At 31.9% G+C, this 15,884-nt stretch carries 18 protein-coding genes; 1 reads left to right on the top strand and 17 read right to left on the bottom strand.

Going from position 1 to position 15,884, the window contains the following annotated elements:
* Window positions 1-5 precede the first annotated feature (5 nt).
* Window positions 6-1,010 (top strand): transglutaminase domain-containing protein, encoded by a 1,005-nt coding sequence (locus AB3G36_RS04395; protein WP_367756387.1) that lies wholly within the window; start codon window positions 6-8, stop codon window positions 1,008-1,010.
* A 65-nt stretch (window positions 1,011-1,075) separates the two neighbouring features.
* Here AB3G36_RS04395 and AB3G36_RS04390 read toward each other — a convergent pair whose 3' ends face one another.
* The 17 genes from AB3G36_RS04390 to AB3G36_RS04310 form a co-directional block, all read right to left on the bottom strand.
* On the bottom strand, window positions 1,076-2,359 hold the full coding sequence (locus AB3G36_RS04390; protein ID WP_367756385.1) for a murein hydrolase activator EnvC: 1,284 nt from the start codon (window positions 2,357-2,359) through the stop codon (window positions 1,076-1,078).
* A 60-nt stretch (window positions 2,360-2,419) separates the two neighbouring features.
* Window positions 2,420-3,190 carry a DUF4292 domain-containing protein gene (locus AB3G36_RS04385; protein WP_367756383.1) on the bottom strand — a complete coding sequence of 257 codons (771 nt, stop codon included), beginning with the start codon at window positions 3,188-3,190 and terminating at the stop codon, window positions 2,420-2,422.
* Between the two features lie 7 nt (window positions 3,191-3,197).
* Window positions 3,198-4,541, bottom strand: coding sequence for a tetratricopeptide repeat protein (locus AB3G36_RS04380; protein WP_367756381.1), 1,344 nt, complete (start codon window positions 4,539-4,541; stop codon window positions 3,198-3,200).
* Window positions 4,542-4,572: 31 nt separating this feature from the next.
* Window positions 4,573-5,589 (bottom strand): sugar phosphate nucleotidyltransferase, encoded by a 1,017-nt coding sequence (locus AB3G36_RS04375; RefSeq protein WP_367756379.1) that lies wholly within the window; start codon window positions 5,587-5,589, stop codon window positions 4,573-4,575.
* Between the two features lie 87 nt (window positions 5,590-5,676).
* Complete coding sequence (dut, locus tag AB3G36_RS04370; RefSeq protein ID WP_367756377.1) at window positions 5,677-6,111, bottom strand: dUTP diphosphatase; 435 nt, start codon at window positions 6,109-6,111, stop codon at window positions 5,677-5,679.
* Between the two features lie 128 nt (window positions 6,112-6,239).
* Window positions 6,240-7,706, bottom strand: coding sequence for a lipopolysaccharide biosynthesis protein (locus AB3G36_RS04365; protein WP_367756375.1), 1,467 nt, complete (start codon window positions 7,704-7,706; stop codon window positions 6,240-6,242).
* A 73-nt stretch (window positions 7,707-7,779) separates the two neighbouring features.
* Window positions 7,780-8,004: a hypothetical protein gene (locus AB3G36_RS04360; RefSeq protein WP_367756373.1), complete on the bottom strand. Its 225-nt coding sequence runs from the start codon at window positions 8,002-8,004 to the stop codon at window positions 7,780-7,782.
* Between the two features lie 247 nt (window positions 8,005-8,251).
* On the bottom strand, window positions 8,252-8,656 hold the full coding sequence (locus AB3G36_RS04355; protein ID WP_367757884.1) for a GNAT family N-acetyltransferase: 405 nt from the start codon (window positions 8,654-8,656) through the stop codon (window positions 8,252-8,254).
* Window positions 8,657-8,830: 174 nt separating this feature from the next.
* Complete coding sequence (locus tag AB3G36_RS04350) at window positions 8,831-9,265, bottom strand: DUF547 domain-containing protein (RefSeq protein ID WP_367756371.1); 435 nt, start codon at window positions 9,263-9,265, stop codon at window positions 8,831-8,833.
* Between the two features lie 206 nt (window positions 9,266-9,471).
* Window positions 9,472-10,332: an ATP synthase F1 subunit gamma gene (gene atpG, locus AB3G36_RS04345; protein ID WP_367756369.1), complete on the bottom strand. Its 861-nt coding sequence runs from the start codon at window positions 10,330-10,332 to the stop codon at window positions 9,472-9,474.
* 93 nt (window positions 10,333-10,425) lie between these two features.
* Complete coding sequence (gene atpA / locus AB3G36_RS04340) at window positions 10,426-12,003, bottom strand: F0F1 ATP synthase subunit alpha (protein ID WP_367756367.1); 1,578 nt, start codon at window positions 12,001-12,003, stop codon at window positions 10,426-10,428.
* A 38-nt stretch (window positions 12,004-12,041) separates the two neighbouring features.
* Entirely contained in the window at window positions 12,042-12,575 is a 534-nt protein-coding gene (gene atpH, locus AB3G36_RS04335) for an ATP synthase F1 subunit delta (RefSeq protein WP_367756365.1), read from the bottom strand.
* 4 nt (window positions 12,576-12,579) lie between these two features.
* Complete coding sequence (locus AB3G36_RS04330; RefSeq protein WP_367756363.1) at window positions 12,580-13,080, bottom strand: F0F1 ATP synthase subunit B; 501 nt, start codon at window positions 13,078-13,080, stop codon at window positions 12,580-12,582.
* 118 nt (window positions 13,081-13,198) lie between these two features.
* Window positions 13,199-13,390 carry an ATP synthase F0 subunit C gene (gene atpE, locus AB3G36_RS04325; protein ID WP_077374818.1) on the bottom strand — a complete coding sequence of 64 codons (192 nt, stop codon included), beginning with the start codon at window positions 13,388-13,390 and terminating at the stop codon, window positions 13,199-13,201.
* Window positions 13,391-13,493: 103 nt separating this feature from the next.
* Window positions 13,494-14,654 (bottom strand): F0F1 ATP synthase subunit A, encoded by a 1,161-nt coding sequence (gene atpB / locus AB3G36_RS04320; RefSeq protein ID WP_367756361.1) that lies wholly within the window; start codon window positions 14,652-14,654, stop codon window positions 13,494-13,496.
* 624 nt (window positions 14,655-15,278) lie between these two features.
* Window positions 15,279-15,506 (bottom strand): AtpZ/AtpI family protein, encoded by a 228-nt coding sequence (locus AB3G36_RS04315; RefSeq protein WP_367756359.1) that lies wholly within the window; start codon window positions 15,504-15,506, stop codon window positions 15,279-15,281.
* A complete protein-coding gene (locus AB3G36_RS04310) occupies window positions 15,475-15,882 on the bottom strand; it encodes a polymer-forming cytoskeletal protein (protein WP_367756357.1) in 408 nt (135 codons plus the stop codon). Before AB3G36_RS04310 ends, AB3G36_RS04315 begins: the two co-directional genes overlap by 32 nt.
* Between the last annotated feature and the right edge of the window lie 2 nt (window positions 15,883-15,884).

The following is a 15,884-nucleotide window of genomic DNA, read 5'->3' as shown; positions in this document are numbered from 1 at the left end:
AACCAATGGCGATTTATAAAATAGTACACACCACAAAATACCAATACAATTGGCCTATTAAGGAAAGTATAAACGAGATTCGTTTATTTCCTCATAATTTTGACAACCAAGATGTGTTACAATATCAGCTAATGATATCTCAAAAACCTGAGGTAGCACTTTCAGAGGACTACTATGGAAATAGAGTGGGGAATTTTAATATTTTACATTCCCATTCTGAAACAACCATAGAAACTAGAATGTTGGTACGTGTCAATCATTCTCTTAAAATTCCAGAAATCGATGATACGACGGTAAAAGATTTAGAAAAGGAAAAAGAAAAAAGCATCCTTTTACTTCGACTTTGTTACCCAGAAATCATCAACAAACAAAACGAAATTGATGCTATATTAGATGAAATCGATTATAAAAACAAATCCATAATTGAAATTGCCCAACAATGTAATCACTATGTTTTTACAAATTTCACTTATACAAAAGGGATTACCAATATAGAAACTACAATAGATGAAATATTGGAAATTAAAAAAGGAGTATGTCAAGATTTTGCCATTTTATTATTGCAACTATTACGTAGCGCGGGAATTCCTTCAAGGTATGTGAGTGGATATATTTGTTCCAATAAAAATGAACTGCGCGGAGAAGGCGCTACACATGCTTGGGTAGAAATATATTCTCCTAATCAAGGTTGGTTAGGATTAGATCCTACTAATGACATTTGGACAATGGACAATCATGTCAAACTTTCAACAGGGAGGAATTTCAATGATTGCACCCTTGTAAAAGGAACATTTAAAGGTCTTGCAAGACAAACACTGTCGGTTTCAGTTTCAATCGGCTATGAAGACGGCAGGCATTTTGAAGAAGTGAATGATGTACTACTACATGAAGTATCTGCAGAGCTTCAAGAACAACTAAATCACATTGAGAAACAACAACTTCAACAACAACAACAACAACAACAACAACAACAACAACAACAACAACAACAACAACAACAACAACAATAAAAGGTATTTATACCAAAAAAGGAGGAATCAAAGCTTGATCCCTCCTTTTTTTATATTATAAAATATTATTTATTTGATAACCATCCTTTCGGATCCGTATACGTTGTATTTTGTAAAAGCAAGAATTTAATTACTGTTTTACCTGTATCACCATTTGTTCTTACTCTACCAATCGTTTGTTTTATACTTATTTGATCTCCTTTACTTACGGATACTGAACTTAAATTTTGATAAATAGTAAAGTAATCTCCATGTTGTATCATCACGGCTTTATTAACAGGTGATAAAACCATTACACTTGCTACTTCACCACCAAAAACTGCTCTTGCAGATGCCCCTTCACTAGTTGTTATTTCTACACCGCTATTATGAATCACTAATGTATTATAAATAGGATGCGCTTGATCTCCGTAACCCAACGATATAAACCCTTTTTCTACTGGCCAAGGTAAATTCCCTCTATTAGCTCTAAAATTATCAGCTATTATTTTTGACTCTGGTGTCAATTCAATTCTGGACGAAGAAACGGATTCTTTTGCAGCTTCTTTCGCAGCTTCTCGTACGGCTTCTTTAGTATCCCCTTTTGTTGTAGACTTCGCGCTATTTGCTAATGCTAGTGCCTTGGCTTTAGCTCTCTCTATCGCTGCTTTTCTATTGGCCTCAGCAATAGCTTCGCGAATTAAACGGTCTATTTGTTTGTCAATCGTTTTGGACTCTCTTTGTTTTTTTCTAATATCCGAAACAATTCTATTCTTGTCTTTTTTAATTGAATTTACTAGTTTTTCCTGTTCTTCTTTTTCTTTTACTAATCCTTTTTTTTCTTTTTCGTTTTCAACGATTAGTTTTTGTTTAGCCACTTTTTGAACATTCAACTTTTTATTATAATCAATTAGTTGAGTCGACTTAGAAAATATTTCTTCTCCTTGTGCCTTTCTAAAATTGGTATATTGTTTTAAATATTGTGCTCTTTTATACGCTTGTAAAAAATTCTCAGACGACAGAATAAACATTGCTCTACTTTGCTCCGATCGGCTTTTATACGATTTCAAGATCATCTTAGCATAATCTTCTTTAAGAATCATCAATTCTTTATTAAGCTTATTGATCTTAACCTGATTAACATACATATCATTTGCCAAAAGTTTGGTTTGTTTCTCTGTAGTATTTATCAATATTTCTTTCAGTCTAATTTTATTTTTCTGAATCGTAAATACATTCATCGCCGATTTTTCCTTGGACTTCACGGACTGCAATAACTTTTCGTTATCCCTTATTTCCTGTTGGATTTGGGCTTTACGTTGTTCTAATTTTTCTTGTTGGGAAGACTGACTCCATATAACTGAAGTCATGCATAAAAAAATTAAGCTAAGGAGAAATTTTGGCATCTTAAAAATATATTTTTTGCAAATTTACTTAATTATAATTCTATTGTACCCATTTGGGACACTATATGGAAAAGAAAGTTCTTCATTGAATGAAATTGTTTTATAGTCTAAATTAATTTCCGTTTTTCCTTTGGCTTGATAGGCATTTATAAGCACGTTTGTAGGCATCAAGGCCTCTTTGTATTCTTTAATGTCAACGTAGGCTACTTGAATCATCCTACCCTCGGCCACTTGTGTTATTTCTTGTTTATTAACGCTAAAATCATTTGAATTGATATAAAATGTCTTTTTTGTATTTTCATTCGATAAATCATCCAATCGATACAATTGCTCCACTAATGACTCTGTATATTTTCCCTTCTTTAAATCATCTAAAGCTTCTCCCAACAACATATTTTGAATTTTATTATAGTCCAAATCAGTACCTAACCATTGGCTTAACGAACTAAAGTCTCCTTCAAAATAGGTTCCTTTAATTTTTTCGTAATAACTCACAGATGTAGGCGTTATAGAAGCTTTAGCCATTGTAATACCTAAAAAACGGATGCTTATTAGAATTTGTTCGCCCTTCTTAATTCTAATTTCAGCAGTAACATTTTGTGATTGTTTATCATCACTATACCTCGCATTTGCTTTAATATATAATGTAGAAAAATCACTTTTATTGTTATAGTGACTTGCTATAATTTTTTTTGCGGCTAAGTAATCAACAGGAACAGTAGCGGATGTAGCCACGGCTTTTGACTTACAAGAAATCAATACAAGGATTGACAGAATAGCGAGTATTTTTTTCATTCGATTTTTATTGTTTTAATAATTGATTGGCTTTTGAAAAATAGAACTCTTTTTTCTTATTATCTCCCAAGCCATTGTAAGCTTCTCCCAATTGAATATTGAAGTTTATTTCTAAAGCAACATCTTCAACCAAATAATCCAACCCCATTTCGAGAATTTCTTTGGCTTTTTTAAACTGAACCAATTGATTGTATCCTAAGCCAGCATAATAATAAAACTGTGGCTGTGTAGGGAAAACATCTACCATATCCATGGCTTTTTTTGCTGCTAGATCAAATTGTTTGGTTTCAATATACGCTTGAAGCAAAAGTAAATTTGTTTCAACATCTACATCCGCCGTTTTTTTAATCGCTTTATCATAGTACACAATGGCTTTATCCCATTGTTTTTTAGCATGATAAAACTTCCCTATTTCCTTTGCCACATTCACTTCAGGATCAGAATCAAAATAACCAATCGCTTTTTCTAAGTCGGAGTTATATTGTGGATTTGCATTTGTAAAAATCAAGAATTCATTTAGTACCCGGTGTTTTATTTTTGAATCAATTTTGGCACTAGCCAAAACAATGTTCATCGCTTTAACTGCTTTGTCTCCGTCATTATTATCCAGATGAAACTTAAACAAACTTACCTGAGCCCATTCGGATGTTGGAATTTCACTCTCCAATTTTCGTGCCGTTTCAAGGACTTTATCTATTTCATTGTTTTTAGAATACAAATAAATAAGTGAAATATAATTTGACTCTTCTTTTGGATACTTTTTTATCTGCTCTAATAAATTTACTATTTCTGTATTTTGGAATTTTCCCTGAGATAAAATCTGAATTTTATAGGATTCTCGTCTATCAGTTTTACCTGTAGTTTCATTAAGTTCATTGATAAGTGCTAATGCTTTGTCAAACTGCCCCGTATTCATGTAAAGCGAAGTTAAATCTTCTTTAAACTTTGGATCAAATGGAATCAGTTTATTGATTGTGTAAATAGCACGCTCATAATCTTTGGTTGCATAATTAACATCATACATTCCTATCCAGAACCATTTGTTAGTTGGATCTATTTTACTCGCCTGCTCAAAATAAGTATAGGCGTTTTTATAATCCTTTAATGCCAAATAGTTTTTACCTAATTCAAAATGTATAGTTGCGTTTTGAGAATCTATTTTTAAGCATTGTTCCAAAGCTACTATTGCTTTATCATAATTTTCTATTGCTTTTTGTTTTAACGACTCATAAAACAAATCTTGAAATTTATTATTATCTAGCTTTATCTGTTCTGGTTCTGTTTGTGCCAATACCAAAGCAGGATTGCCAAGCAAAACAAAAAACAATAGTACTAAAGCTGATCTTTTCATAATAAAAAGTAATTTCTAAAACTAGAAAAAATTATTCCAAAACAGAATAATCACCAATGCTGATACTGGTAAAATTACCATCAAAAACAACATGATTTCCAATCATGGCATTATCTAAATTAGCATTTTTGATGTGTACATGAGTTTGAATCAAACTGTTTTTTATAGCACTATCGACTACATGACTTCCTTTGCCAAGAGACACGTTAGGCCCAACAGTTGCATTTACTAAAACAACATCTTCACCAATGAAACAGGGCGGGATAATAGTCGAATTTTCTAACTTAACATCATAATCCACCAGATGAATTCCGTCATTATGCAAGAAGCCCAGCATTCTAGTATTGGTTTCTACAGTTACGTTTTTATTCCCGCAATCCATCCATTCATCTACACTACCCGTTTTAAAAACGTTACCCTTAGCCATCATCGCTTTGATTCCGTCATTAATCTGGTATTCTCCACCGTTTTGAATGTTGTTGTCTAATACGTTTTGAAGTTCTTTTTTTAAATTACCTACTTCTTTGAAATAGTATATCCCAATAACCGCCAAATCACTTACAAATTCAGCTGGTTTTTCCACTAATTCTGTGATTTCATTGTTAGCGTTCAGCTTCACCACTCCAAAAGCTTCAGGCTGGTCTACTTGTTTTACCCAAATAACAGCATCAGCTGAAGGATCTAAATCAAAATCGGCTCTAATCAATGTATCTGCATAAGCAATTACTGCTGGTCCTGACAAGGATTCTTTGGCACACATAATAGCATGTCCAGTTCCTAGAGGTAAGTCCTGACGATAAATAGAGGCTCTTGCACCTAAACTTTGAGCCAATTCTTCTAAACTTTTTACTACATCATCCCCAAAAAAAGCTTCGTCGCCTAGAATAAAAGCAATCTCTTCAATTGGTTCTTTTAATATTTTAGCAATATCTTCTACCAATCGATGGACAATAGGTTTTCCAGCAACAGGGATTAATGGCTTAGGAACGGTAACTGTATGTGGACGAAGACGTGAACCACGTCCTGCCATTGGCACTATTATTTTCATTTTAATGATATTGAAAGATTAAATGATTGAACGATTAAAGAATTCTATTCGAATTTTTAAATATAACAATCTTTGAATTAATAAATTTTATTTTACACCTGTACTACCAAAACCACCCGCTCCTCTAGAAGTCTCTGACAACTCTTCAACTTCAATCCAGTCAGCCCGTTCGTGTTTTGCAATGATTAATTGCGCGATGCGTTCCCCATTTTGGATAACAAATGCCTGATTGGATAAATTTACTAAAATCACACCAATTTCACCACGATAATCGGCATCAACTGTTCCAGGCGAATTCAATACTGTAATACCGTTCTTGAAAGCCAAACCACTTCTTGGTCTTACTTGAGCCTCATACCCTATGGGTAACTCCATAAAAAGCCCTGTTTTAACAATAGTTCTTTCTAAGGGCTGTAATGTTATTGATTCTATTAAATTAGCTCTTAAATCCATTCCTGCTGAAGCTATGGTTTCATAGTTAGGCAGGGCATGTTGTGATTTATTGATGATGTTTATTTTCATTTTAATTTGTTTGAATTGTTAGCAGGATTTCTAGCCCTGATGGAAGTGACATCCTTTTCTTGACTTTTCAGGAAAGAAAAGATATAGCGGACAGCAGGAAATAGCTCCAAAAAACCAGTAAGGAAATACTAGCTACTTTTACGTTTTATGATTTTTAAAAGGGTTTCTTTTTCGTTGTGATATATAAAATAGAGGAATACAATCAATAATAAGATCCCTACAAAGTAATTCTCCCTGAATCCATAAAACGATATTGCCGAAAAGAATATCGATAATGACAGATAGCCTCCTATTTTCTTTAAATCGTACGGAATTGGATAATATTTATTACCCAAGTAATAGGAAATAAACATCATACTTCCATAGGCGGCTATTGTTGCAATTGCTGATCCGTAATAACTCATTGTAGGAATCAATAAAAAGTTAAGTACTAATGTTATCACAGCTCCTACAATGGAAATGTAAGCACCAATATACGTTTTGTCAATCAATTTATACCAAACAGAAAGATTAGTGTAAATCCCCAAAAAGAAATTGGCCAATATGATTAAGGGCACGACTTTCATGGCTACCCAATACGATTCATCACGAATCATAAGCATTTTGAATAAATCGGCAAAAACGATTACCGATAGCAAGATGAACGATCCAAAAATGACAAAATATTTTGTAACCATTGCATAGGTTTGTGGTGCATTTTTATCAGAAGCATGACTAAAAAAGAACGGCTCTATTCCTAAAGTATAAGCGGTTCTATATAAAACCATGAATAAACCTAGTTTATAGCAGGCTGAATAAACTCCTACTTCGGCTTCAGCAATATTGTCTGGTAACAATCGTCCTAAAAGAATTTTATCAAACTGTTCATTGATTGCAAATGCAATTCCAGCTACCATTATAGGCAATGCATAGCGCATCATGCGTTTCCATAAATCCAAATCGAATTTCCATTTTAGAAAAACATAATCTGGAGATAATGCTACAAAAGTTAATAAACTAGCAATAATGTTTGCCAAGAAAATATAGCCTATTTGGAAATTTTCCACATACAAAGAGCTTAAAAATCCATGAGGATTTAAAGCGACTACCTTAGGCATATAAAGTAGAAAAAAGACACTCAAAATAAGGTTTACAAGTACATTACCAATTTTTATAACCGCATAAACCATTGGTTTTTGAAAAGCCCTTAATTTAGAAAAAGGAATAATTACCAAAGCATCTAAAGCTAAAATCCAAATGGTATATCCAATATACTGTGAATCAATACCTGACCAAGCTGCCAATGTATTCCTAGATAATAACGCAATAAACAAGAAAGAAATAGTAGTCCAAAAGATAGAAACCATTGATGTTTCTAGCACTGATTTTTTATTGCTTTCATTGTTATAAAACCTAAAAAAAGCAGTTTCCATCCCGTAAGCTAAAATAACATTAAAGAAAATCATCCAAGCAAAAATGATGGAGACTTTTCCATATTCTGCTTTAGGCAGCAAATCGGTATAAAGTGGCACTAGCAAAAAGCTAAACATTCGCGGTAAAACTGTCGCGAGTCCGTAAATAGCCGTTTGTTTAAAAAGATTTTTATATAATCCCAAAATGTGGTGTGTCTATTAATTTTAAAAAACAAAAATAACTAATTCTTTGGTTTAATCACCGAAGCTTTGTTAATCATTGTCTTTCTTTTAGATTAATGATTTTAAAAAAATAAGTTTTGTTTTTCATTTTATATTCCAAAACGGCATCATTGGGACTTAATATGAATTTTGGTTTAGTAATTACGGGTGCTTCATTTCCATATTCTAATTTACTATCATTATCTAAAACTAAATCTTGCTGTGTTATTCGTTTAGAAAACGGAGCAATATATTCCTTATTATTTACAAACACAATCATAGATTCTTAATTTCTAAAATAGATTTTTTACAATAGGATTTTTTGAGAAATGGGCTCCTTGAATAGAATATGAAAATCAATTATTGAATTTGATTGGTTAGATATGTCTGTATTTTTTTGGAAATAAACCAAATCAATATTATTTAGAAAATCCATTTGGTCCTTTTTAATACTCACGCAAGAAGAAAAACTTAAAGTAATCAAAAAAATTAAAATAAACGATTGAAATTCTTTCATTAGATACTATTTAAGAAAGTCCATCTTCATTTAATATTTTCAAAAAATGAAATCCTTTTGGTACATACCCTTGATTGTAGTAAAAACGGTGAGCAGTAAAGTTTCCCGTAAAAGCGTCCAAAACTATCATCGTGCATCCTTCTTTCTTGGCTTTGACATCAATGTAATCGGTCAACATTTTTCCTAAACCTTTAGAACGATGTTCTGGATGAACAATAAAATTGTCTATTTCAATATATTTTCCAGACCATAATTTAAACCCAGTCCAAAAACCCGTAAGAGCGACACAAATATCATTTTCAAAAATGGCTAGTTGCTTGTAATTATGCGGAATCATTTCTTTAAGATAAGATTCGTATTTATCTAAAGTGAAAGTTGGGTATAAATGCTTTACAATTTCAATTTGAGCAAGCATTTCTTCTATAGAAGTAAGTTCTTTAGTATTCAAGGTATAATAATTTTGATTAATTGTGGGTTAAAATTAATCAAAAACAAAGAATTGGCAATTATCAATATGGGTTAAAATTTACAGATAAAAATCTTTTTAGAAATTACCAAATACATTTATCTAAATGAAAACCTATATAAATCAATTAACAGAATGAGAAGTATATAAAGGGGTACGGTCTAAACTAGATATGAATTTAGAATCACCCTTTTTTATTGCTGCATTTTTAATAAATCTTGGACTAAACAAATAATAAATATATTTATGCAACGGTTTATAATTATTCATTCTTAAAATTTTATATTCAATATCATCTAAGGAAAGAATGCTATGAGCTATTTTAATTCTTTTATATTTAAAAATAGAAATTGTCTTTGAATTTTCTTTTGCCATAATTAAAACAAAACCATTATAAATATTGCACCAGAAAATACTTTTTAACTCATCATTGTATAAAAAAGACTCTAATTTTTTATCTTTTAAATAATGAAGTTCTCTTCTTAACATCGAAGTGTCTTCACCTAACCGTGCTTTTAATAAAATATTTTCAGATAACTGAATTAGAAAATTATCCATAGCTAATATTATTATAAAAAAATTATTTGAGTTGGTCAAATGTAGCTTTTTATTTATAAATAATAATAGGTATATATACTTGAATTAACCAAAAGATAACAAACAAAAAAGAACCGAAAAATATCGGCTCTTTTTTGTTTTTATGATAGAAAACTATCCTGTTTTTTTAATTATTCCAATTTATAAAATATGAAAATAATTTTTTATTATCCTTTCAATGCTTCTGCCCCACCAACAATCTCTAGGATCTCATTAGTAATAGCAGCTTGACGCGCTTTATTGTATGTTAATTTCAATTGATTTCTCAATTCAGTTGCATTATCAGTTGCTTTGTGCATCGCAGTCATACGCGCTCCATGCTCAGAAGCAAATGAATCACGAATTCCCTTGTACAATTGTGTTTTCAATGATTTAGGAATCAATGTCAATACAATTTCTTCTTTTGAAGGTTCAAAGATATAATCTCCTGTTGAAACTGTTAAATCAGATTTAATTGGTGCTAACGGTAAAAATTGTTCAGTTTGAACGATTTGAGTTGCAGCATTTTTAAACTGATTGTAAATCAATTCGATTTTATCATATTCACCTGAAACAAATTTTTGAGTTAATGTTTCTGCAATTGCAGCTACATTATCAAAAGTCAAGTTGTCATATACTGCACTTTCGTTAGCGATAACTGAATTTGTCTTAGTTAATACATCATTCCCTTTTTTACCAATAGCAAAAATATCCACTTGTTTACCTTCATAGTAATCAGCACGACTTTTAGCACCTTTAATTACGTTTGTATTAAATGCACCACATAAACCTCTATTAGAAGTAATTGCAACTAGTAATACTTTTTTTACTTCACGTTGTGTAGTAAACTCTCCTCCTGCATCACCTTCAAGTGTAGCAGAAAGGTTTTGTAATAATTCCGTTAATTTTTCGGCATAAGGGCGCATTGCTGTAATTGCATCTTGTGCTTTCTTTAGCTTTGCTGCAGAAACCATTTTCATCGCTGATGTAATTTGCATCGTGGATGAAACGGAAGTAATTCTATTACGGATTTCCTTTAAATTTGCCATTTATTTTTTTCTATTTTGAATTATAAATTTTAAATTTTAAATTACAAAAAGACTGACTTTTCATAATTTAAAATTCAAAACTTAAAATAACTTCTAGTTATATTTTGCTGAAACTTCTTTAGCTACAGATTGAATTACATCAGTAATTTCGTCTGTTAACTTCCCTGCTTTTAAAGCATCAAGAGTTGCTCTGTGTTTAGTGTTCAAGAATTCTAAGAAATCTTTCTCAAATTCTTTTACTTTATTTACAGGAACATTTCTCAATAAGTTTTTAGAACCAGCATAGATAATTGCCACTTGGTCTTCAACAGTATAAGGATCATTCAACCCTTGTTTCAAGATTTCAACGTTTCTTCTACCTTTTTCAATTACGTTTAAAGTAACTGCATCTAAGTCTGAACCAAATTTAGCAAACGCTTCCAATTCACGGAATTGTGCTTGATCTAGTTTCAAAGTACCTGCTACTTTTTTCATTGATTTAATTTGAGCATTTCCTCCAACACGAGATACCGAGATACCTACGTTAATTGCCGGACGAACTCCAGAGTTAAACAAATCTCCATCAAGGAAAATTTGACCATCTGTAATCGAAATTACGTTTGTTGGGATATATGCAGAAACGTCACCAGCTTGAGTTTCGATAATTGGTAGAGCAGTCAATGAACCACCACCTTTAACGATAGATTTCAATGAATCTGGTAAATCGTTCATATTTTTTGCAATTCCATCATCAGCAATTACTTTACAAGCACGCTCTAATAAACGACTGTGTAAGTAAAAAACGTCTCCAGGATATGCCTCACGTCCCGGTGGTCTTCTTAATAAAAGAGAAACCTCACGGTAAGCAACTGCTTGTTTAGATAAATCATCATAAACAATTAAAGCTGGACGACCTGAATCTCTAAAGTATTCTCCAATTGCAGCACCTGCGAAAGGAGCGTACACTTGCATTGGAGCTGGATCAGAAGCATTAGCAGCAACAATAACGGTATATGCCATTGCTCCTTTTTCTTCTAACATTTTTGCAATTCCTGCTACAGTTGACGCTTTTTGTCCAATTGCAACATAGATACAGAATACAGGTTTTCCTGCATCATAAAATTCTTTTTGATTTAAGATAGTATCGATACAAACAGTTGATTTACCTGTTTGACGGTCACCAATAACTAGCTCACGTTGACCTCTACCAACTGGGATCATAGCATCAACTGCTTTTACTCCTGTTTGTAATGGCTCAGTAACTGGCTGACGGAAGATAACTCCAGGAGCTTTTCTTTCCAAAGGCATTTCGTATAAGTCTCCACCAATTGGTCCTTTTCCATCAATTGGAAAACCAAGAGTGTTTACTACACGTCCTACCATTTGCTCACCTACTTTAAGAGAAGCGATACGTTGTGTTCTTTTAGCAGTAGAACCTTCTTTGATTCCTGTTGATGGTCCTAAAAGTACCACACCAACATTGTCTTCTTCAAGATTCAATACAATCGCTTCTAAGCCATTGTCGAATTCTACTAACTCACCGTATTGAACATTAGAAAGCCCGTAAACACGAGCAATACCATCTCCAACTTGAAGTACGGTTCCTACTTCCTCTAGCGTTGCGCCAGATTCAAAACCTTCTACTTGCTTTCTTAATATTGCTGAAATTTCAGCAGGTTTGATTTCCGCCATCTTAATTTATAATTTAGACACTTAAATGTGCAATAAAACTAGTTACTTAATTCTCTTTTTAATACTTGTAATCTGTTAGCAACAGAAGCATTATACTGCTTGTCACCTATTCTTAAAATAAACCCTCCAATGATTGAAGCATCTACTGTATTTTCAATTGTAATTTTCTTATCAGATAAAGAAGCTATTTTAGCTAAAACTTTAGCTTCTAATGCTGCATCCATAGGAATAGCTGTAGTCACCTTAGCCACTTCAACACCATTCATAATATCAAATAAAACATTGTATTCTACTGCTACTGCTTCTAGAATTTCAAACCTTTTGTTTTCAAATAACAAATGAAATAAACTTTTAGTTACACTATTAGTATTTGCAAAAACTTCCAATAAGGCATTTTCTTTAACCTCTACTCTTAAAGTTGGGTTTTGAATAAAAGTGCTCAATTCTACATTTCCATTTATAGTTGAAGCTATAGAATTCATATCATCACTAACTGCTTTTGCTACTCCTTTAGATTCTGCGATCTCTAGAATTGCTTTTGCATAACGAATTGCTGCTCTTGTACTTGCCATAATATTAGTTTAGCTTTACGTCACCTAACATTTTCTCTACTAATTTAGTTTGAGCTTCTTTGTTAGATAATTCGTCTTTCAATAATTTTTCTGCAATATTCAATGATAAAGTAGAAACTTGAAGTTTCAACTCAGCCATAGCTGCATTTTTTTCACTTTCAATTGCTGCTTTAGCTTGTTCGATCATTTTCAATCCTTGAACTTGCGCTTCATTTTTTGCATCAGCAACCATTTTCTCTTTCATTTCACGCGCATCTTTAAGCATGTTGTCACGCTCTAATCTTGCTTCTTGTAAAATACGTTGGTTGTCAGCTTGAAGGTTTTGCATTTCTTTTCTAGCATTTTCAGCAGAAAGTAAAGCATTTTTGATCCCTTCTTCTCTATCATTTACTGCATCAAGAATTGGTTTCCAAGCAAATTTTTTCAATAAGAATATTAATCCAACAAATATTAATACTTGCCAAACGAACAAACCTAACTCAAACTGATTTATTAACTTATCCATTATATATAATTATAAATTTTAAATTATCTTTTTTTATTGCTCAAAGGCAATTTGTAATGTTTTAATTTAAAACAATAGTTACAACCAACCGTTGTAACTATTGTTTTTTTGATTTTAATTAAGCAGCGAATAACGCAGCGAAACCAATACCTTCAATAAGTGCAGCTGCAATAAGCATAGCTGTTTGGATTTTTCCAGAAGCTTCTGGTTGACGAGCAATAGCGTCCATTGCTGAACCACCAATTCTACCAATACCTAAACCTGCTCCGATTACAATTAATCCTGCTCCTACAATAGTTGGAATTTGCATAATATATATATTAAAAATTAAACATTCAATTTTTTTGTTTAATCGGTTATTTGTTTAATCGGTTAATCGATTTAAACAAATAAACAGCTAAACGGTTAACCCATTAATGATGAGCCTCCTCATGATGATGCTCTTCTACAGCTGAACCAAAGTACAATGCAGATAACATGGTGAAAATATAGGCTTGTAAAAAAGCTACTAATATCTCAAGAATAGAAAGTACAAATGACAACCCAAAAGACAAACTACTTCCTAACCAGCTTTTAAAAATAAACATTAAACCAATAATACTCATCAATACAATGTGTCCTGCAAAGATATTTGCATACAAACGTATCATCAATGAAAATGGCTTAATAAATACTCCTAACAACTCAATTGGAGCTAATACGATACGCATTACTTTAGGCACTCCTGGCATCCAGAAAATGTGTCCCCAGTAATTTTTATTAGCAGTAAGGTTGGTGATTAAGAATGTCATTATCGCTAATGCAAATGTAATAGTTAAATTACCTGTTACATTAATTCCAAATGGCATCAAACCAAATATGTTTAAGAACAATACAAAGAAAAAGATAGTCAATAAATAACTCATGTATTTCTTATAGTGTTTTTCTCCAATATTAGGGATTGCAATTTCATCACGAATATACAATACGACTGGTTCGAAAATTCTTCCAACTCCTGAAGCAATTCCTTTATTTTTAGCATATGATTTTGCCAAACCAGCAAAAATCAAAAACATGATTAATGAAGCAATCATTATAGATAAAACTGTTTTTGTAATTGAAAAGTCAATTGGACGAACATTAGCAGGGAAACCTGTTTCTTCGTTTTCAGTTATTTTACCATCAGCCGAATCTACTTTATAAATCTTACCATCGTGGTGGTTTATTTTATAAAAGTTTCCGTTTGACTCCGCTACCGCTTCTCCATGTTCGAATTCAGAAGAAGAAAAAACGTGTATTCCATTATCCCAAAGAATAACTGGCAAAGAAAATCCGTAATGCTTCCCTTCAACTTCGTCAGAAAAGAAAGTGAAGTCGTGAGAATCTAACACGTGATGACCTATAAATGCTTTAATCTTAGATTTTACATCTGTTGGTTCAGCATGAGCTCCTTCATGTGTTTGTTCCGTTACTTCGTGAGTCATTTCGGTCTTAACTTTTACTGAATCCACTTCTGGATTTGCAAAACTCATTAAAGGAAGACACGCTACTAAAGTCGCTATTATAAATCTAAGTGGTTTGTTTGAAATCACCATAACTGTTAAATATCTTAATTTTTTACGTTTCTAAAATTTGGTGCAAAGGTACATTTTTTATTAATATTCAAAAGAATATAAAAATTTATTTTTTCTAATTATGTCCTCTTTATATCCAATTACTGTTTTTCGTTTAATATTCGTATCGTTAAAAGGGTCTCTATTGCTAAAAAGAGAACAAATGTCATAAAAAAATTAATTTTCTCTATTGTGTTGTCGTAAATTTTTATCTGCAAGATAGGTTTTAAAATTAGATAACAAAAAATCATTTTCACACTCGTACTCAAAAGAAAAGACATTCCTACATTATCAAAACTTCGTTCTTTTACTTTTATTAAAATAATAAAAACAATAAATGACAATCCGTAATAAAATAAATACAGAAATTCTATTGAATATAGAAAGGCATTATCATTAATATTTAGATAACTAAAAATAAGTTTATGAAGCAAATAACCTATTCCCGCCAAGATTGTTAAAAACAATAAAGGCTTGTAACTTTTAAAATTCATTGGATTTCATTTGTGCCCCGAAGACAGTAAGTAGCAAAGTTATTTTAAATTAAATTTATCACAAATAACCTATGTTAAATATTAATTACTATTATCTATTCTTTGAAATCAATTATTGCGACTTATTAATCTCATTCACTTGCCTGATTACATTGTATAATGCCAAAACAACTCCTACCATCACTAAGATTTTATTGTAATACACTTTTGGGCTGGGGTAGTTTTCGTCAAGCCAATTTCCCGAATAAGCAAAAAGGAAAATAATAACTCCCATTTGAATGGGAATATTAATAAGTGCTAACCACTTACTAGCTTGTTTTTTGTTGGGTTTCTTGTCCATCAGTAATCATCAATTTTTCTACATCAGATTTCATTATACAAGAAGCACTGAAATCAGCTCCAGGTTCCACAGATAATTTACCTACAGTAACTTCGCCATGAATACTTGCTTTTAACTTAACATTGAGCACCTCAGTAACTTGAATGTTTCCATTAACTTTTCCTTCTATATCGGCATTGTTACAACTGATATCACCCACAACACTGCCAGTTGGTCCAATAACTAATTTTCCAGTAGAATGAAAATTCCCGGTCAACTCACCATCTAAACGAAAATCGGCCTGTGAAATAATATCGCCTTTAATAATTGTTCCTTCAACAATTCTATTCGTTTTTCCTAAAAGTTCAGTATAAGGCTTTGGTTTCTTATTAAACATAT

This window comes from Flavobacterium sp. WC2430 (assembly GCF_040822075.1).
Lineage (GTDB): Bacteria > Bacteroidota > Bacteroidia > Flavobacteriales > Flavobacteriaceae > Flavobacterium.
The sequence above is the reverse complement of the archived record's forward strand: the minus strand, read 5'-3'. Positions and strand labels throughout refer to the sequence as shown.